Genomic DNA, 19,255 nt, shown 5'->3' on the forward strand with positions numbered 1-19,255 from the left:
TCAGAATGCCTGACGGAAGATCTCGGCAATTTCTTTCTCGTTTCCTTTGCGCGGGTTAGAGAAGGCGTTGCCGTCCTTCAGCGCCATTTCCGCCATGTACGGGAAATCGGCTTCTTTGACACCCAGATCGCGCAGATGCTGCGGAATGCCGATGTCAGCAGAGAGACGAGCAATGGCGTGAATGGCCAGTTCTGCGGCATCCATGGTGGAAAGTCCGTCAGTGTTTTCTCCCATAAACTCTGCAATGTCGGCAAATTTTTCCGGGTTAGCGATCAGGTTATAGCGCGCCACGTGCGGCAGCAGTACGGCATTCGCCACGCCGTGCGGCATGTCGTACAGACCGCCAAGTTGATGCGCCATCGCGTGAACGTAGCCGAGGTTGGCGTTGTTGAAAGCCATACCTGCCAGCAGGGAGGCGTAGGCCATATTCTCGCGAGCTTTCAGGTTGCTGCCCAGCGCTACGGCCTGACGCAAGTTGCGTGCGATCAGGCGAATAGCCTGAATAGCGGCAGCGTCGGTGACCGGGTTGGCATCTTTGGAAATATAGGCTTCTACGGCGTGGGTCAGGGCGTCCATACCCGTCGCGGCGGTCAGCGGGGCGGGTTTGCCGAGCATCAGCAGCGGATCGTTAATGGAGACCGACGGCAGGTTGCGCCAACTGACAATCACAAACTTCACTTTGGTTTTTGTATTGGTCAGCACGCAGTGGCGGGTGACTTCGCTGGCGGTACCGGCAGTGGTATTTACCGCAACGATCGGCGGCAGCGGGTTGGTCAGGGTTTCAATCCCGGCATAGCTGTAGAGATCGCCTTCGTGAGTTGCTGCGATACCGATGCCTTTACCGCAGTCATGCGGGCTACCGCCACCGACGGTAACGATGATATCGCAATGCTCTTTGCGAAAGACTTCCAGACCGTCACGCACGTTGGTGTCTTTGGGGTTAGGTTCAACGCCATCAAAAACCACCACGTCAATGCCCGCTTCACGTAAATGGGCGAGGGTTTTATCTACCGCGCCGTCTTTAATGGCCCGCAGACCTTTATCAGTAACCAGCAGCGCTTTTTTACCGCCTAACAGTTTGCAGCGTTCGCCGACAACGGAAATAGCATTGGGGCCAAAGAAGTTCACATTTGGCACCAGGTAATCAAACATACGATAGCTCATAATATACCTTCTTAGATTTAAATTATAATTCAGAGAAACAATTCAGTGCGGTTTCTGCTAATAATCTGTCTTGTTCCACGGTGCCGCCACTAACGCCAACGGCACCAATTAATTTACCGTTTAATATGACAGGTAAACCGCCGCCGAAAATAACAATGCGCTGTTGGTTGGTAAGCTGCAAACCATATAGCGAAGCACCAGGTTGTACCGCGTCGGTAATTTCATGGGTACCCTGGCGCAGACAGCAGGCGGTATACGCTTTATTAAGAGAGATATCACAGCTGGTGACAAACGCATCGTCCATGCGTTGCATTAGCAGCGTATTCCCACCGCGATCCACCACGGAAAAGACCACCGGAACGCTGATCTCAAGCGCTTTAGCCTCAACGGCCTGCGCCATTTTTTTTGCAGCCGCCAGCGTAATGGTGGCAATTTGTTGGCTCTTATTCACAGTTTCTCCTGAAAATGTTGTAGGGCTGAGGTCACGAAACATATCGCGCAACAGCTATTTTTATCATTGGCTTTACCTTATTTTCTCGCCGCACGTTATTAAGTCAATAGAGCGAAAATTTCAAAGATATTAAATTCACCTTCCTGGTTTTACGTTTATTGATAATGATCATTTAACCTCGTCACAATTCACGATGGATATTCCTGAATTGCGTTTCAATATGAAACGATGCGTTTTTATTAGGTGCCAAATTGGAACGAAATTAATTTTATTTTTTTATTGTTCTGCTCATTTAGAGTTCGACCATTGCTGATGAAAGGCGAATGACGGGTGTTGTGTCCCCGGCAGTGCGGCCCGGCGTCCCTATTTTTTATCTTTTGAGTCAATAAATCATGAGAAGATCAAAACGATTCGAAGTACTTGCGAAGCGGCCTGTAAATCAGGATGGGCTGATTGGCGAATGGCCTGAAGAGGGGCTGATAGCCATGGAAAGCCCCTACGATCCAGCGTCGTCGGTGAAGGTGGAAAATGGTCGTATTGTTGAGCTGGACGGTAAGAGCCGCGCCGAGTTCGACATGATCGACCGTTTCATTGCCGACTACGCCATTAACGTGGCTGAGGCCGAGCACGCCATGCAGCTCGACGCGCTGGAGATCGCCAGAATGCTGGTGGATATCCACGTCAGTCGGGAAGATATTATTGCCATTACCACCGCCATCACCCCGGCGAAAGCGGTGGAAGTGATGGCGCAAATGAACGTGGTGGAGATGATGATGGCGCTGCAAAAAATGCGTGCCAGACGCACGCCCTCCAACCAGTGCCACGTGACCAACCTGAAAGATAACCCGGTACAGATTGCCGCCGACGCTGCTGAAGCGGGGATCCGCGGCTTTTCCGAGCAAGAAACGACGGTCGGGATCGCCCGCTACGCGCCGTTTAACGCCCTGGCGCTGCTGGTGGGTTCCCAATGCGGTCGTCCCGGTGTGCTGACGCAATGTTCTGTTGAAGAGGCCACGGAGCTGGAGCTGGGCATGCGTGGGCTAACCAGTTATGCCGAAACGGTGTCGGTGTATGGCACAGAATCGGTGTTTACCGACGGTGATGACACGCCGTGGTCCAAAGCGTTTCTCGCCTCGGCTTATGCGTCGCGTGGGTTGAAGATGCGCTACACCTCCGGCACTGGCTCGGAAGCGCTGATGGGCTATTCCGAAAGTAAATCGATGCTATATCTGGAGTCGCGCTGCATTTTTATCACTAAAGGCGCGGGCGTACAGGGGCTGCAAAACGGTGCGGTCAGCTGTATCGGCATGACCGGCGCTGTGCCTTCGGGGATCCGCGCGGTGCTGGCGGAAAACCTGATTGCCTCAATGCTCGACCTTGAAGTGGCCTCCGCCAATGACCAGACCTTTTCTCACTCCGATATTCGCCGTACAGCCCGCACCCTGATGCAGATGCTGCCGGGTACCGATTTTATTTTCTCTGGTTACAGCGCGGTACCCAACTACGACAACATGTTTGCCGGGTCGAACTTCGACGCTGAAGACTTCGATGATTACAACATCCTGCAACGCGATCTGATGGTTGACGGCGGTCTGCGTCCGGTGACTGAAGAAGAAACCATCGCTATACGCAATAAGGCTGCACGCGCCATTCAGGCGGTGTTCCGCGAACTGGGCTTGCCGCTGATTAGCGATGAAGAAGTGGAAGCCGCTACTTATGCTCACGGCAGCAAAGATATGCCTGCGCGCAATGTAGTGGAGGATCTGGCGGCCGTGGAAGAGATGATGAAGCGTAATATCACCGGGCTGGATATCGTCGGCGCGTTGAGTTGCAGCGGTTTTGAAGATATCGCCAGCAATATCCTCAATATGCTGAGACAGCGTGTTACTGGTGATTACCTGCAAACGTCGGCCATTCTGGATCGCCAGTTCGACGTCGTCAGCGCCGTCAACGACATCAATGATTATCAGGGACCTGGTACCGGCTATCGCATCAGTGCCGAACGCTGGGCGGAAATTAAAAATATTGCGGGCGTGGTTCAGCCCGGCTCGATCGAATAAGGCGGAACACTGTGGAATGCACAACTGAACGTAAGCCGGTTTTCACCTTACAAGTGAGCGAAGGCGAGGCGGCTAACGCGGATGAACGCGTGGATGAAGTGGTGATTGGCGTCGGCCCGGCCTTTGGCAAGCACCAGCATAAAACCCTGATTGATATGCCTCACAACGCTATTCTGAAAGAGCTGGTTGCTGGCATCGAAGAAGAGGGATTACATGCGCGGGTAGTAAGGATCCTGCGCACCTCGGATGTTTCTTTTATGGCATGGGATGCGGCAAACCTCAGTGGCTCAGGCATCGGGATTGGCATCCAGTCGAAAGGAACCACGGTGATTCATCAGCGCGATCTGCTGCCGTTAAGCAACCTCGAGCTGTTCTCTCAGGCTCCGCTGCTGACGCTGGAAACCTATCGTCAGATTGGTAAAAACGCCGCGCGATATGCACGCAAAGAGTCGCCTTCGCCGGTGCCAGTGGTCAATGACCAGATGGTGCGCCCTAAATTTATGGCTAAGGCCGCGCTGTTTCATATCAAAGAAACCAAACACGTGGTGCAGGATGCTGCGCCTGTCACGTTGCACATTGCACTGGTAAGGGAATGACCATGAACGACAACATCATGACTGCGCAGGATTACCCATTAGCGACCCGCTGCCCGGAGAAAATCCAGACGCCTACCGGCAAGCCGCTAACCGACATTACTCTTGAGAATGTGCTGGCGGGCCGCGTAGGACCGCAGGATGTGCGTATTTCTCAGCAAACGCTGGAGTACCAGGCGCAGATTGCCGAGCAGATGCAGCGTCATGCCGTGGCGCGCAATTTTCGTCGTGCGGCTGAGCTGATTGCGATTCCGGATGCCCGCATTCTGGAGGTCTACAACGCGCTGCGGCCGTTTCGTTCTTCGTTCGCCGAGTTGCAGGCCATTGCCGATGAACTGGAACACACATGGCATGCCACGGTGAACGCCAGGTTTGTCCGCGAATCGGCAGAGGTATACCAGCAGAGAAATAAGCTGCGTAAAGGCAGCCAGTGACGGAGGCAGCATGCCGTTAATTGCAGGGATCGATATCGGCAACGCCACCACCGAAGTGGCGTTGGCGCAGGATGGCCGGTTTATCGGCAGCGGGATTGTCGCCACGACCGGTATGAAAGGCACGCGGGATAATATCGCCGGGGTAGTCGCGTCCCTGCAGCAGGCGCTGAATAACACGCCGTGGTCGCTGCAGGACGTAGCAAAAATTTGCATCAACGAGGCCGCACCGGTGATTGGCGATGTGGCGATGGAAACCATCACTGAAACCATCATTACCGAATCGACGATGATTGGCCATAACCCGCAAACGCCCGGTGGCGTTGGCGTGGGTATGGGAACCACCATCGCCGTGGAGAAGTTGGCGGCGTTGAGCGAGGATCGATTTGCCCAGGGCTGGATCCCGTTGGTAGGTGAGGAGATGGATTTCCTTGAGGCGGTTTGGTTTATCAATGAAGCGCTGGATCGCGGCGTCAATGTGGTGGCGGCCATCCTGAAAAAAGATGATGGCGTGCTGGTGAATAATCGCCTGCATCGGCCAATGCCGGTGGTTGATGAAGTCACTCTGCTGGAGAAGGTGCCGGAAGGTGTTCTGGCGGCGGTGGAAGTGGCGGCCGCCGGGCAGGTGGTGCGGGTGCTGTCGAACCCTTACGGCATTGCGACCTTCTTTGCCCTGACGCCCGAGGAAACGCAAACTATCGTCCCCATCGCCAGAGCGCTGATTGGCAACCGTTCCGCCGTGGTGCTGAAAACCCCGCAGGGCGATGTGCAATCAAGAGTGATCCCGGCGGGTAAGATCTTTATCCGTGGTGAAAAGCGTGGCGGTGAAGCCGACGTAGCGCAAGGCGCGCAGGCCATTATGCAGGCGATGAGCGCCTGCGCGCCCGTGCGCGATATTGGTGGGGAAGCTGGTACGCACGCAGGCGGCATGCTGGAGCGGGTGCGAAAGGTGATGGCCTCGCTGACCGGTCATGAAATGAACACGGTGCATATTCAGGATCTGTTGGCGGTCGATACATTTATTCCGCGTAAGGTGCAGGGCGGCATCGCCGGAGAGTGTTCAATGGAGAACGCCGTGGGCATTGCGGCGATGGTGAAAGCCGATCGCTTACAGATGCAGGCCATCGCCAGTGAGCTGAGCGCCCGGTTAAACACGCCGGTTGAAGTTGGCGGCGTGGAGGCCAACATGGCCGTAGCGGGGGCGCTAACAACGCCCGGATGCGCCGCACCGCTGGCGATCCTCGATTTAGGAGCAGGATCTACCGATGCCGCCATTATCAATAGCGACGGCGTAGTGAGAGCGGTGCATCTGGCCGGTGCAGGAAATATGGTCAGCCTGTTAATTCAAACTGAGCTGGGCCTAAACGATGCGTTTCTGGCGGAGGAGATTAAAAAATACCCGCTGGCAAAAGTGGAAAGCCTGTTCAGTATTCGCCATGAGAACGGCGCGGTAGAGTTTTTCCGCGAACCGCTCAGCCCGACAGTCTTCGCCAAAGTGGTGTATCTGAAAGAGGGGGAGCTGATCCCGGTAGATAACCTCACCTCGCTGGAAAAAATTCGTCTGGTGCGCCGACAGGCCAAAGAGAAGGTTTTTGTGACCAACTGCCTGCGCGCATTGCTTCAGGTTTCACCCAGTGGCTCCATTCGCGATATTGCTTTTGTAGTGCTGGTGGGCGGCTCCTCGCTGGATTTCGAAATCCCGCAGATGATCACCGATGCGCTGGCGCATTACGGCGTTGTCGCCGGGCAGGGCAATATTCGAGGTACCGAAGGGCCGCGTAATGCGGTGGCAACCGGACTGGTTTTAGCCGGAGATGCAAAAAAATAGCGCAGAAAACAGCCGCACAAGCGTTTAGCTGCGGGGTAAGTCAAATAAAGGCGATGTTCTCTTTGATATCCCGGCGGAGTTGGGTACATAGTATAAATGTGTCTCTCACGTGGTTAATTTTAAGGATAAGAGCATGCCAACAGCAATTGAGAAAGCATTGGATTTTATTGGTGGTATGAACACTTCGGCGTCAGTACCCCATTCAATGGATGAAAGCACCGCTAAGGGAATCTTAAAGTATTTGCATGACTTAGGTGTGCCAGCGAGTCCGGAAGTTGTGATGGCACGGGGTGAGCAGGAGGGATGGAATCCCGAGTTCACGAAAAAAGTGGCCGGATGGGCAGAAAAAGTTGCCTCCGGTAACCGCATCCTTATCAAGAACCCAGAGTATTTTTCAACCTATATGCAGGAGCAGCTCAAAGAGCTAGTGTGAGCTGACTATCGAATCAAACTCTAACGGACGTTTCCATCTCGGGATGGCGGCGTCCAAATGGAATGCCAGCGATATGGGCTGGCGTATCGCGTGATATATCCTTATTCCCACGCCATCCCCCGCTACGCATTCAGAGCCATCCAATTATTGGCTTTGCCAACAATTGCATATATTTCCAATAACAAAAAGGACCTGCGATTTCTCGCAAGTCCTTGAAATTTGGTGGCCCCTGCTGGACTTGAACCAGCGACCAAGCGATTATGAGTCATAAAATTGGCATGTTTTTAATTGTTCGTCATTGTCTCTATTCGTATTTTTAATTGTCTATAATCAATTAGTTATGAAGTTATTTTTGTTTCTGATTGGTTCTCTCATTTCCTCATTGTACTATCCTTACCTGACCCGTTACCTGACCCGAAATGGGCATCGGGTCAGGTAACGCTTATCCTTAGAAAGGTAAACTCATGGCCGCTAATCTTACCGAGACTGCTATACGTGGATTGAAGACAAAAAGCACGGCGTACTACGTGTGGAGTAACAGCGCTCAACGTGGTACTGGCAGGCTTGGCGTTAAAGTTCAGCCTTCAGGCAGCAAAGTTTTTTATTTTCGTTATTACGTTGAGAAAGGGAAGAAAGAGAAGTTCATCCAGTTGGGCATCTGGCCTGAGATGAAATTGGTGACGGCCAATGAGCTGGCGAAAAAGTATGGTGCCTGGCTTGTTGAAGGAAAAGAGCCCCAGCAAGAGCTTGAGCAACAGCGCCTGGCCGAACAGCACATCATGCAGATCCATCGTTCTCAAGGATCGTTTGAAGAACTGGTGCATGGCTACGTTAACAAGATGAAGCTCGACAACAAGCGGACCTGGGCCGATGTCCTGAAGCGTCTTGAAAAAGAGTGCTACACGGTTATCCCTCGAGAAACCAAAGCGAAGGATGTAACACCTTTGCAGATCAAAACCATCCTCTCGGGCATTATCCAGCGTGATGCGGTGGTGCATGCTAACCGGATTCGCTCGTATCTGATGGCAGCATTTAACTACGGCTTAAAAGCCGATAACGATCCGATGAATACCAGCGTGGGTATTACGTTCGGTCTTGAAGTAAATCCGGTATCGGCCATACCAAAACAGTCTTCGGCGGAAAAAGTGGGTGATACATGGTTAACGCTGGAAGAGCTACGTTTTGTCATGGAGCAGTTCGCTCAGGCAACTAACGTTGGGCCACTGATGCAGCATCTGATTCGCTTCTGTGTTTATGCTGGTGGGCAGCGTCCGTTTGAAATGATTGCCAGTCAGTGGAGCGCGATTGATTGGCAGCAAAAGACGCTCCTGGTCATTGCCGATGTATCGAAAAACAAACGGGAGCACCTGATCCCGCTGACTGAATCGGCATTAAGTGAATTAGCCTCAGTGAAAGAACTGACTAAGGAAAGTAACAGTCCCTATATCTTCCCGCTCTCGACCAACGGCGAACGACCGGTGCGTACCGATAGTCTGGCGCGTTCCATCATGTATTTCCGGGCTTTTAATCCTGAGTTTAAAGTTTTCACGGCGCGAGATTTACGTCGCACCTGTAAAACGCTGATGGGGGAGGCGGGGATCAGTAAAGAGATCCGCGATCGTATCCAGAACCACGCTTTGAACGACGTTAGCTCGAAACACTATGACCGTTATGATTACCTGACTGAAAAGCGCAGGGCGCTTGAGATCTGGGAAGATCGGGTTAACAACTATCAGCGGCAGCAGGAAAACAACGTTGTGAACTTGTTTGGGCGGAGGTAATAGCTTGTCAAAATATGAGCTTAATTCTGCAGAAGAGCGCTATCAGCCTGGTTCTGGTGACCTGGTACTTGCCAATAAGCTGGGGATTATTGATGAGCAGGAAATGGATGCGCTGGAGTCTGGCCTGCTGCTGATGCTGTATGAACAGCTATTTATTGAGAGCCAGCCGCCTGAGGCGCTGGCTTTTGAGCACATCAGTAGGTGGCATCGTCAATGGCTGGGGAATGTGTACGACTGGGCGGGGAGGCTGCGTAATGCCAACCTAACTAAGGATGGCTTCCAGTTTGCTGCTGCCGACAGGATTCCTCTGCTTCTTGATGGTTTCGAGAAGCAGTTTCTCGCTCGGTCTGGCGAGCTTAAATCTCTGGCTCGTTCGGAGCTGGTCACTTATCTGGCTGAATGCCATGTGGAGTTTATTTTGATCCACCCATTCAGAGAAGGTAACGGGCGTCTGTCGCGACTACTTTGTGATGTGCTGTCGGTTCTGGCGGGGAAGGGCTTACTTGACTACAGCCTGTGGGATGAGCACAAGGAGTTTTACTTCAAGGCAATACAGGCAGGCGTATCAGGGAACTACAGCCCTATGATGCAACTGGTGAATGATATCTTGCCAGATTAACGGGCGAGGCCCACGGCTTTCGCTTGTGCCTGATTTTGTTTCAGTTGTTGCTCTATTTTATGGACGGAAACACCAGTTTCGATCGCGGTGGAGCTGGCTACGGCGCGGTAGATTTGCGTTTTAGTGATCTGGTTGTGTACTGTTTTTTTTGTCATCGTGAAAGCCTCGTTTTGCTGCCATGATTCTAGTTCGGATGGGAACTGCCTGCAAGGCTGCTATCAATAGGGGGACAACGGTGAATACTTGCATCGTTCATAGAGTAGCGCTGTACATCTCTTGATTTGAGATGATGAAAATACTTACTTGTCATTAAATAGCTTTTAAACTCATCGCTTTACCTTGATACAATCCTTTGTAATTTATAAGGTCAATGTATTGGTGGTGATAAATGACAAGTAACTCCGATTTTTTTGATGCTTCTGAGTTGTTTAATATTCCTGAGGAGTTCGATATCCCTGATGCTTTTTTTCGTGCTGACGAGTTCTCGAAAAAATCTAAAGTGAGCTTGGAGGATATTATATCTACATGGCTGGATGATAAAATCAGCCTCTATGTTAATCTTCGTTCAGAATACTGCCGAATAATTCGTTATGCTAGTAAAAAAGAATATCGCTATGATACTTATAATATCAGGACTGTTGAGGATTTTTACCAAAATGAAAAAGAACCTCAATCTTCCGTTAGGAAGTTTATACCTTGTGACCGGTCAGAAATAAATGAGCACCCAAACTTTAGTGGGAGTAGATTTTATAAATATATTTACAATGGATATGCAAGTGGCTTTTGGCGACTACAACCTACGAGTACCACTCATTTAGTAACGGATAATTATAATCTTAAAAATGCTAATGAATTGTGGGGTGAAACCCCGGGAGAGGTTAGAGTTTTTGGTCGTGATGACAAGGATTATCTGAACTTTAATAACGATATTTATGTTTCTTTTGAGCGGTTCTACATTACCAATTCAGGATGCCAAATATTACGGAGTCTGTTTTCTTCTAATGAAGAAAATAAAATAGAAAAATATGATCCACCTTATAACAGAATCGCAATGGTGCTGCTGATAAATGAAATGTTTAGTGTCAATGGTCATGTGACTTGTTCCAATGTTTGCACAATTCTTTCAGCTAATGAAATTAATGTTGAGCAAACAACCATAAAACAAGTCCTTGAAGAAACATCAGGAAAAAGGGATAAGCCTTACAAAAATAATCCTAAGCATTCAAAAATCGCTTCGTGTTTAATCACGATTTATTGTAAAGACAACGACATTACTAAAACATCATCCAGAGTAGCCCAAATATTAAACGATTTTGTCAGGTCATCACCTAAAAAATGGAATATTGTATTTACTACGGAAATGGCTGTTAACCTAATGAAATCAAAGTAAAAAATACCTCTTGCTAAAAGCTTAATAAAGCCTTAGCAAGAGCTCCTCAGCTTTTCTCCACACTCGCACTGATTCATGCTGCACTCACTGAAACAAAGGAGGCAGTATGAATACAACATTTACCCCCCCACCAGCAGAAAAACGACTACAGATATTGCGAGATTACGGAGAGAAAGGTGACCGCCTGGTGCGGGAAAAGGAACGTCAGTATATCACGTCCATTTCTCGGTCAACAGCCTGGAAACTGGAACGGTCAGGTAAGTTTCCTCAACGCAAGTCAATTGGTCTGAAATCCTGTGGTTGGTTATTAAGTGACCTGCTCTGTTGGATCAATGAACGCTAAGAGTCTGAAATTTTTTTATCATTTTTTTTGTTTTTTATCTAATGGTCGGAAATGCATCTTGCTATTTCCACTATTAATAGCGGAATAGCAACTTAAGCGAAGGTATTTTCGACACTAATTGATCATGAGGTGTTTTATGTCAGGGAACCAAACATTTCCTATACATCTGTTTCCAGCAAGAATCGGGCATGCAATTTATGAGGCAGAGCAACAAACTCAAGCTCCACTTCCTCTAATTGCAGCAGAGATGCTTGGTGTGATTTCTCTGGTTTGTCAGAACCAGATTGATGTCTGCAGGCTGAATAATCTGCGTAGCCCTGTATCACTGTTTATCGTGACAATTGCGGAGTCAGGGGAAAGGAAAAGTACAGTTAGTAAGCTTTTAATGAAGCCGCTGTATCAACGAGAAGAGCAACTTTTTGAGCAATATAAGCAGGAGTTCATTAACTGGCAAAATAACGTAAAGATCTTCACGGCTGAAGAAAAGGCCTTGATGTCAAAGCTGAAATCAGAAATTCGCCGTGGTAAAGACCCATCAGATACACGTGAGTCTTTGAAAATACTGCAAGCCAGTTGTCCTGTACAACCCGTCAGGCACAAGTGGATATTTAACGATGTGACACCTGCGGCGCTAAAAGAGCATCTCTGTGGGCATAAAAGATCAGTTGGCATGATGTCAGATGAGGCAGGGAGTATTTTTAATGGTTATACGTTAAATGAGCTACCACTCATTAATAAAATGTGGGATGGATCAACTTACTCAGTAGAAAGGAAAAATGAACCAGAGAGATTAATAAAAGATGCTCGACTGACACTATCTCTGATGGTTCAGCCTATAGTCATGGATGGGTATATCGAGAAGAAAGGTGAGATAGCAAAAGGGATAGGTTTTTTTGCTCGTACCCTGATTAGTCATCCCTACTCAACACAAGGGCAGAGGAAAATAACTAACCCGACTGTTTCAAGTGAACATTTACCGGTGTTCCACAAACGATTAATGGAGATCGTTGATGAAGGTATGATTAGTCAGGGAGAACGAATTTGTTTGCATTTTTCTTCTGAAGCAGAACTGGCATGGATTGAATTTTATAATCGAATTGAATCAGAAATGGGGATTATCGGCAATCTTTCAGAATTTAAAGATTACGCATCCAAGGTTGCTGAAAATATGGCAAGAATCGCCGCTTTGTTGCACTACTTCAACGAAGATAAAGGAGATATATCCCTTGTTGCCGTGGAAGCTGCCATAGCGGTCAGCCTGTGGTATGCAAATGAACACATTAATCTATTTTCTAAACCTAAGGAATCGATGATGGTAAATACAGATGTTGATGAATTGTACTGGTGGGTGAAAAATTACTGCAGCCAAAATCTTTTGCCATACATCAGGAAAAACACCATACAGCAATATGGTCCTAATCGCTTTAGGGATAACAAAAAAACGACAGAGTTATTAGGTATGCTTTATTCTCAAGGTAGAATAAAGACCTATAAAAAAGGAAAGACTGTTTTTATTCAGCCTGTTGATTTACTAGATGTAACTTAATGAGGTAATAAGATGTAGAAATCAGATAGTCCCCACCAATTCAATTATATTATTGCAGAGTTATTTTTAATCAGCCATTACTGATGGGGAGTGCTTTTGCCTTAATTTAAATGTAGGAAAGGTATTATATTTATCTCTTTTAAGTAGAACATCAATCAACAACCACTAATATAGCCCTGTGTTATCGCAGGGCTATTAAAAAAATGGATATTTTATGAAATTATATAATGGTACTCATGGTGATCATGTTTTTGATTATAAAGTTCAAATTGAGCAGACCTTAAACAATTCCATCAGGCAATACCCTCGTACAATGGCATTGCGGGTAGATCTTCATTACCCACCGATCCTGGATAGAGGTGATACCATCTCCTGCTTTCATAATCAGGAACCTGGCGCGATCTCCCGTTTCCTGAATGCTCTAAAAGCAACGCTCAGCGCCAGTGAGGAGCGCAGAATGCGTGACGGTACTAGGGAAGGTGCGAATAAGCAGGTCATTTCTTCCCAAGCTGACTCGCTGATTAAAATTTCGCGGATCTGGGCCGATTTTTTTCCCGCAAACACATCGAATCAGCCTATTTAGGCTATTTTTTCCACCATTTCTGGCGTTATTTCCGGTTTTTACTGAGATCTCTCCCACTGACGTATCATTTGGTCCACCCGAAACAGGTTGGCCAGGGTGAATAACATCGCCAGTTGGTTATCGTTTTTCAGCAGCCCCTTGTATCTGGCTTTCACGAAGCCGAACTGCCGCTTGATGATGCGAAACGGGTGCTCCACCCTGGCACGGATGCTGGCTTTCATGTATTCGATGTTGATGGCCGTTTTGTTCTTGCGCGGATGCTGCTTCAAGGTTTTTACCTTGCCGGGACGCTCGGCGATCAGCCAGTCCACATCCACCTCGGCCAGCTCCTCGCGCTGTGGCGCTCCTTGGTAGCCGGCATCGGCTGAGACAAATTGCTCCTCTCCATGAAGCAGATTACCCAGCTGATTGAGGTCATGCTCGTTGGCCGCGGTGGTGACCAGGCTGTGGGTCAGGCCACTTTTGGCATCGACACCAATGTGGGCCTTCATGCCAAAGTGCCACTGATTGCCTTTCTTGGTCTGATGCATCTCCGGATCGCGTTGCTGCTCTTTGTTCCTGGTAGAGCTGGGTGCCTCAATGATGGTGGCATCCACCAAAGTGCCTTGGGTCATCATGACGCCTGCTTCGGCCAGCCAGCGATTGATGGTCTTGAACAATTGACGGGCCAGTTGATGCTGCTCGAGCAGGTGGCGGAAATTCATGATGGTGGTGCGATCCGGCAGGGCGCTATCCAGGGATAATCGGGCAAACAGGCGCATGGAGGCGATTTCGTACAGGGCATCTTCCATGGCACCGTCGCTCAGGTTGTACCAATGCTGCATGCAGTGAATACGCAGCATGGTCTCCAGCGGATAGGGCCGTCGGCCATTGCCCGCCTTGGGATAAAACGGCTCGATGACAGCGGTCATATTCTGCCATGGCAGAATCTGCTCCATGCGGGAGAGGAAAATCTCTTTTCGGGTCTGACGGCGCTTAGTGCTGAATTCACTATCGGCGAAGGTGAGTTGATGGCTCATGATGTCCCTCTGGGATGCGCTCCGGATGAATATGATGATCTCATATCAGGAACTTGTTCGCACCTTCCCTAGAATACACCCGAATACATTACGTAATATCTGGGTCAGAGAATTTACGCTGCTGGGTAAGTGCCACTTTCATATCTGTCTGTTGTTCAATAAACATGCCTATTACCATTTAGGTGATTTTAAATACGAAGACAGCCTGGGAGTGATGATCATGAAAGCCTGGTACAGCGCTCTGGGTTTGACGTTTGAAGATTGCCCACACCTCGTCCATTTTCCTGACAACTGCAGGTATATGCTGGAGGTCAATGATCCTGATTATGTTGAGGTTTACTATGATCTTCTTAACCGACTGGATTACATGACAAAACTCGATACCAAAGTCTTTGGTGAGGGTGACAGGAACTTCGGTTGTAGTAGAGGATAATTTATTTTTACAGGTCAGGCCTTTTTTATGGTGAAAGGGCCTGATTTTTTTTATTCAAAAAAGGAAGTTTTTAATACTTTGAACATCGCGCCGGTATAAATTTTAATCGACCAAGAATTCGAAAGTGTTGAGATTAACCCATAGCGTCTCAGGGTAGGGCTCATCACTCTCCCCATGACTTTTACTGTCCTACTGAATATTCTCTTTGTGACCCAATAGAGTAGGTTGCAGAGTCAGGAATGTTGCTTTAGCGGGTTTGGTATAGATACGAACTATATAGGACGAAAGCCTGACCGAAGAGGCTATTTCGCGACAATCAGCAAGTCGGGATGGTGGTGTTTGACCCGCCAAGTAGGCTTGACATGAGTGATTCGCTGAAATCTTTCCACATGCCGATACGGATCTTAGTGGTTAATAATTATTCTCTCAGAGCACGCATATTCTCATTTTTAAGCACCAGTATATCGTATGGCATTATGTCAGCCAAAAACGTGCTTAATGGCCAATAACCGTGTCGTGTCTTTCCACTGATTTTTTTATTACTGCGACATAGTTTGTCGCGTGCATCTGGCATACTCAGCTCATTATCTGGTGGGGAATAAATTGGTTAAGTATTGACGGCCATTGCCGATAAATCTGATATGTATAAATGCGTTACGCATTCAGGGTGCTGCTACAGGAGCCGTAATGCCAAAGCGAACAAACAGCGTTGATACCACATTTTTTGCTCTTGAGCTGTTGCGTCGTATTCCGCGTAATCAGCGCATTACTGCCCATGAGTTGCATCAACAACTCATGGATGCAGGTATTGAGCGTAATGTGCGTACCATTCAGCGCCAGCTTGAACGCCTGAGCCAACACTTCGATCTGGAGTGTGATGATCGCTGCCGCCCCTATGGCTGGCGATGGCGGGTAGGTTCGCGAGGCCTGAGCTTGGCGCAGTTATCGCCAGCAGAATCGCTGCTGATGCAGATGGCGCAGGCGCATTTAAAGCATCTGCTACCCGCACATCTGACGGCTTCATTTTCGCCATTTTTTAGCCAAGCGGGACACACTCTTAGCCACAGCGAGCAGGCGCAGCGAGAGCGGGAATGGTCGCAGAAGGTGCGGGTAGTCGCTGCCAGCCAGCCACTCCTACCGCCAGTGATCCAGGAAGGCGTGTTTGACGCGGTTAGTGAAGCGCTTTACTACAACCGCTGGCTGAATATTGATTACAGCAATGCGCACGGTACTCGCCGTCAGGTCGAGGTGATGCCCCTCGGGCTGGCTCAACAGGGCTCGCGGCTGTATCTGGTCTGCCGCTTTAAAGGCTACGATAACGAGCGCAGCCTGGCTCTGAACCGCATTACCTCGGCGGTCTGCAGTACCTTTCACTTTTCCCGCCCCACGGATTTTAACCTCAAACGTTACGACGATGACGGGCGTTTCGGATTCGGCGAAGGGCGACATATCCGAATTCATTTCACGCTTGAAACCGCGCGGGCGCAACTTTTGCTGGAATCGCCACTTTCATCCGACCAACAGGTCAGCGAGCTTGACGACGGGCGGCTGCGCTTTAGCGTCACGGTTGTTGACAGTCCGATGCTCGATGGCTTTCTTGCAACCTTTGGTAACACCATCAGTAACATTAAACGCGACATAGACGATGTTAGTACAGAACAGGAAAATAATGATGAGTACAGGTGATAGTCAACTGCTGCCAGTATTAAGCAACGCATCGGATAGCGAATTGGCCCCGCTGGTGGAATACATCACGAAGGCGTTCAGCAGCGGCATTGAGAGTAAAGCACGTTATAAAACCCATTGCCCGGCACACAGTCAGTATGCCGATCTGATTGCCCACGAGCTGTGCGAGTTTGGCGGAAATACCGTCGTCAATCTGTTTCGCGGCGGTGGCCCTGAGTGGAAAACCGTGGTGATCGATGTGGCGGACAAGCTTGACGCGACGTACGAGAAGGACTGGGGCGTTGACCTTATCGAACTGGCTGTGCTGGCGGCGATTACTCGCAAGGCTTGGTCGGATATGGACCAAGCTCAACGCAAAAATCTGCTTGAAAAAATGGATCTTACTCAGGGTAGTACGATGCTTTTCCCAGAAGCAAAATTAATGACGCAGTTGCAGTCTAGCCGCTTCTCAAGCTTGCTCTTGGCATCGTTAATTGCCAACGTCTTTGCCAGCCAACTGCTCGGACGGACGGTGGTGATGTCCGCAGCCTCGTTTGTGGCTGCGCGAGGGGCAGCTTCTTTCTTGGGGCCGATTGGCTGGGTGATTACTGGGCTATGGACTGCCCTAGACCTGGCGGGACCAGCGTTTCGCGTTACGATTCCTGCAGTGGTTCAGGTAGCACTACTTCGCCAACGGATTCACGCTACGGCGGAAGCCGATAAAGTTTGGTGGGAGTATCATCGCTGGCAGGATGAGAAAGATGCTGACAGCTGGGTGGCGAACATGTTTCGTATGGTAGGACTTTCTACTGCAGCCAGTGTAAGGCGTGAGCGCAATATGGCGTTTGAGCAGGGAGTAGTGGCCGGGCAACAGCAGACGACGGAAGAGTATGCAGATAAGGTCCTCAAACAAATGGATGAAGTTCAGCGTTTTGAAAAACGTTGTGAGGCAATGCTGGCTGTTGCCTTTGCTTGTGCTAAAGAGGAAGGTATCGCGCCGTCTGACGTGCGTAGCGATATCGAAACCTGCTGCTTGGGGATGATGAGCGGGCATCTTTCCTCGATATTACAAGCCACAATTAATCGTCTTATTGCCAATCCGCCTGATATCCACACTGCGCTTGAACAGGCGTTCGAGTTAGGTATTCAGGAAACTGAGGCTGCTGAGCTAATGGCGGTGCTTCGTGAGGCATTTAGCCAGCGTGCAGGTGTGTTTTAAGGGGAGATTATGGACAGAAAAACACTTTTATTGCGTCTGAACCAGCAGCGTCAACGACAGACAAGAGAGCTCATACCATCACCAACAAAAGAGGTCGTTACAGTATCCGATGTCAGTGTTTGGCAGGCACATCAGCAAGTTCGGCAGTATCAACAGAAGTGGCGCACGGAACAAACAACATTGATGCTGGCTGAGTGCCGACAGCGTCTTCTGCATAGCATTATTGGTCCGTTTGGGCTGGGGAGTATTGTCTCTGCATGGGACAAGGTGGGGGGGAATGTCGATACCATTCATAATGTTCGCTCCGGGGTGTATGCCACGGAAGAGGAGCAAGTGCGTTATGAAAGCCGCGGTAAGTACAACAGTGATCCATACCATAAGCACGACAACTACAAGAAGACCAACGCCGAAAACAGTAAAAAACAGGATGCAGGCGAAGCAGTGGATGCCTATACCGGACAGGCACTGAGCAGGAATACCGATGCGGAGCAGGATCACCTTATTTCTGCCGCCTCAATCCATAACGACCCTGCGGTTTGGCTGGCGGAAGCAAATGGAGCTGATCTGGCGAACCACAAAACCAATCTGCATCAGACGCACCACTCGATCAATGAATCGAAGTTGCAAAAGAGTGCAGAGGAGTACATCGCTTGGTTGAACAAAAACCGCGCCGATCGCGATTCCAAAATTGCCCGGTTGGAAGAGAAAGCCAAAAATGAGCCTCTGAGCAAAAAAGATCAGAACGCACTGGAGAAGTACAAACAGCAGAACGCCGTCGATCAGGAAAAATTGCGCGAGCTGGATGAAGTGGCGCGCAAGCAGTATGAAAGCAGTCTTCGTTGGGGCTACTACGGTAGTGCGAAATTCGGTGCATATTTACTGAAAACCAGCGCTGTAGAAGCGGGGAAAATGGGCCTACAGCAGGCGATTGGCTTGGTGTTGACGGATTTTGTCGACGGCCTGTTGTTGGAAGTTCACGACAGCTGGCATAACGGGTTTTGTGATGGAGTGGATCAGGAGCATGTCTGGGAGGCATTAAAAATCCGTGCTGGGCGGGTGGCCAAGAGTTGTCTCGATAACTGGCGCAACGTGCTAACGGCGTTTCGTGACGGGGCCATTAGCGGAATCATTAGTAACTTGATGACAACGCTGATCAACACCTTCTTCACAACTGCTCGCAACCTGGTGCGAATGATCCGCGAAGGGGTTTTTTCGCTGTTCCGCGCAGCCAAAACCGTACTGATGCGACCAGAGGGTACAAGCCGTGCTGAAGCACTAGATGCAGGGCTGAAGATTGCCTTCAGCGGCGCATTCGTCATTGGTGGCGTACTGCTTGAAGAGCACCTCAGCAAAACTCTCGGCGCGATGTTTACCGTTCTTCCCGGTGGGCTGATCACTACCCTAGTGGCTGTGCTGACGGGGTGCGTCACCGGCCTTGGTACCGTATTAACGGTCTATATGCTTGATCGATTAGATCTGTTTGGTGCGCAGCACCAGCAGGAAGACAATGCAGTACTAACGATGTTACAGGACGGCAGGGCGCAGGCCGATGCGCGTTTACAGGCTTTGTTGGGATCGGACCCGGAACCTGTCTAAATACATCAAAGACACCGAGGAGTTATACGCAGAGAATTGGTGTTTTAAACATACACTGCAAAAGAGTTTGATTTGTACCAAATTGAATTTTTTTCAAAAAT

The 19,255-nt window shown here is 49.4% G+C and carries 19 protein-coding genes and 1 pseudogene; 15 read left to right on the top strand and 5 right to left on the bottom strand.

Annotated features, from left to right (window positions below; translation table 11 throughout):
* Window positions 1–1,164, bottom strand: coding sequence for a 1,3-propanediol dehydrogenase (gene dhaT, locus SK39_RS14765; RefSeq protein WP_003024734.1), 1,164 nt, complete (start codon window positions 1,162–1,164; stop codon window positions 1–3).
* A gap of 22 nt (window positions 1,165–1,186) precedes the next feature.
* On the bottom strand, window positions 1,187–1,615 hold the full coding sequence (locus SK39_RS14770; RefSeq protein WP_003024730.1) for a GlcG/HbpS family heme-binding protein: 429 nt from the start codon (window positions 1,613–1,615) through the stop codon (window positions 1,187–1,189).
* Window positions 1,616–2,007: 392 nt separating this feature from the next.
* Between SK39_RS14770 and SK39_RS14775 the strand changes: the two genes are divergently transcribed.
* The 7 genes from SK39_RS14775 to SK39_RS14805 all read left to right on the top strand — a co-directional run bounded on the left by SK39_RS14775 (window position 2,008) and on the right by SK39_RS14805 (window position 9,360).
* Window positions 2,008–3,675 carry a propanediol/glycerol family dehydratase large subunit gene (locus tag SK39_RS14775; protein WP_048217121.1) on the top strand — a complete coding sequence of 556 codons (1,668 nt, stop codon included), beginning with the start codon at window positions 2,008–2,010 and terminating at the stop codon, window positions 3,673–3,675.
* Window positions 3,676–3,686: 11 nt separating this feature from the next.
* The gene (locus SK39_RS14780) at window positions 3,687–4,271 is read left to right on the top strand and encodes a propanediol/glycerol family dehydratase medium subunit (RefSeq protein WP_003024724.1); all 585 of its coding nucleotides are present in this window, start codon (window positions 3,687–3,689) and stop codon (window positions 4,269–4,271) included.
* Window positions 4,272–4,273: 2 nt separating this feature from the next.
* Window positions 4,274–4,702: a diol dehydratase small subunit gene (locus SK39_RS14785; RefSeq protein ID WP_048217122.1), complete on the top strand. Its 429-nt coding sequence runs from the start codon at window positions 4,274–4,276 to the stop codon at window positions 4,700–4,702.
* 10 nt (window positions 4,703–4,712) lie between these two features.
* Complete coding sequence (locus SK39_RS14790) at window positions 4,713–6,527, top strand: diol dehydratase reactivase subunit alpha (RefSeq protein WP_048217123.1); 1,815 nt, start codon at window positions 4,713–4,715, stop codon at window positions 6,525–6,527.
* A 109-nt stretch (window positions 6,528–6,636) separates the two neighbouring features.
* Window positions 6,637–6,960: a DUF1889 family protein gene (locus SK39_RS14795; RefSeq protein ID WP_001573898.1), complete on the top strand. Its 324-nt coding sequence runs from the start codon at window positions 6,637–6,639 to the stop codon at window positions 6,958–6,960.
* Window positions 6,961–7,424: 464 nt separating this feature from the next.
* Window positions 7,425–8,741 (top strand): tyrosine-type recombinase/integrase, encoded by a 1,317-nt coding sequence (locus SK39_RS14800; RefSeq protein ID WP_048217124.1) that lies wholly within the window; start codon window positions 7,425–7,427, stop codon window positions 8,739–8,741.
* A 4-nt stretch (window positions 8,742–8,745) separates the two neighbouring features.
* On the top strand, window positions 8,746–9,360 hold the full coding sequence (locus tag SK39_RS14805) for a Fic/DOC family protein (RefSeq protein ID WP_048217417.1): 615 nt from the start codon (window positions 8,746–8,748) through the stop codon (window positions 9,358–9,360).
* Here SK39_RS14805 and SK39_RS27155 read toward each other — a convergent pair.
* Window positions 9,357–9,515, bottom strand: a complete 159-nt coding sequence (locus tag SK39_RS27155) for a hypothetical protein (RefSeq protein WP_121540470.1) — start codon at window positions 9,513–9,515, stop codon at window positions 9,357–9,359. The genes SK39_RS14805 and SK39_RS27155 overlap by 4 nt on opposite strands.
* Window positions 9,516–9,748: 233 nt before the next feature.
* Here SK39_RS27155 and SK39_RS14810 point away from each other — a divergent pair, with 233 nt between their 5' ends.
* From SK39_RS14810 to SK39_RS27870, 4 genes and pseudogenes are all read left to right on the top strand, one after another.
* A complete protein-coding gene (locus tag SK39_RS14810; protein WP_048217125.1) occupies window positions 9,749–10,750 on the top strand; it encodes a hypothetical protein in 1,002 nt (333 codons plus the stop codon).
* A 106-nt stretch (window positions 10,751–10,856) separates the two neighbouring features.
* The gene (locus SK39_RS26010) at window positions 10,857–11,093 is read left to right on the top strand and encodes a helix-turn-helix transcriptional regulator (RefSeq protein WP_048225626.1); all 237 of its coding nucleotides are present in this window, start codon (window positions 10,857–10,859) and stop codon (window positions 11,091–11,093) included.
* A gap of 136 nt (window positions 11,094–11,229) precedes the next feature.
* Window positions 11,230–12,639 carry a YfjI family protein gene (locus SK39_RS14815; RefSeq protein ID WP_048217126.1) on the top strand — a complete coding sequence of 470 codons (1,410 nt, stop codon included), beginning with the start codon at window positions 11,230–11,232 and terminating at the stop codon, window positions 12,637–12,639.
* 313 nt (window positions 12,640–12,952) lie between these two features.
* Window positions 12,953–13,051, top strand: a pseudogene (locus SK39_RS27870) (inovirus Gp2 family protein); the annotation flags it as partial.
* 9 nt (window positions 13,052–13,060) lie between these two features.
* Here the strand turns inward: SK39_RS27870 and SK39_RS27875 are convergent.
* On the bottom strand, window positions 13,061–13,279 hold the full coding sequence (locus tag SK39_RS27875; RefSeq protein WP_476578684.1) for a hypothetical protein: 219 nt from the start codon (window positions 13,277–13,279) through the stop codon (window positions 13,061–13,063).
* Window positions 13,261–14,241 carry an IS5-like element ISKpn26 family transposase gene (locus SK39_RS14825; RefSeq protein WP_032637327.1) on the bottom strand — a complete coding sequence of 327 codons (981 nt, stop codon included), beginning with the start codon at window positions 14,239–14,241 and terminating at the stop codon, window positions 13,261–13,263. The genes SK39_RS27875 and SK39_RS14825 overlap by 19 nt, the downstream gene beginning before the upstream one ends.
* Between SK39_RS14825 and SK39_RS14830 the strand changes: the two genes are divergently transcribed.
* From SK39_RS14830 to SK39_RS14845, 4 genes are all read left to right on the top strand, one after another.
* Window positions 14,240–14,674, top strand: coding sequence for an inovirus Gp2 family protein (locus SK39_RS14830; RefSeq protein ID WP_053069597.1), 435 nt, complete (start codon window positions 14,240–14,242; stop codon window positions 14,672–14,674). The genes SK39_RS14825 and SK39_RS14830 overlap by 2 nt on opposite strands.
* Before the next feature lie 687 nt (window positions 14,675–15,361).
* On the top strand, window positions 15,362–16,360 hold the full coding sequence (locus tag SK39_RS14835; RefSeq protein ID WP_048217127.1) for a helix-turn-helix transcriptional regulator: 999 nt from the start codon (window positions 15,362–15,364) through the stop codon (window positions 16,358–16,360).
* Entirely contained in the window at window positions 16,344–17,558 is a 1,215-nt protein-coding gene (locus SK39_RS14840) for a YaaW family protein (protein ID WP_048217128.1), read from the top strand. The genes SK39_RS14835 and SK39_RS14840 overlap by 17 nt, the downstream gene beginning before the upstream one ends.
* A 9-nt stretch (window positions 17,559–17,567) precedes the next feature.
* The gene (locus SK39_RS14845; protein WP_048217129.1) at window positions 17,568–19,154 is read left to right on the top strand and encodes a membrane protein; all 1,587 of its coding nucleotides are present in this window, start codon (window positions 17,568–17,570) and stop codon (window positions 19,152–19,154) included.
* Window positions 19,155–19,255 lie beyond the last annotated feature (101 nt).

Source organism: Citrobacter sp. BIDMC107, assembly GCF_001037575.1.
In the GTDB taxonomy this organism is placed as follows: domain Bacteria; phylum Pseudomonadota; class Gammaproteobacteria; order Enterobacterales; family Enterobacteriaceae; genus Citrobacter; species Citrobacter freundii.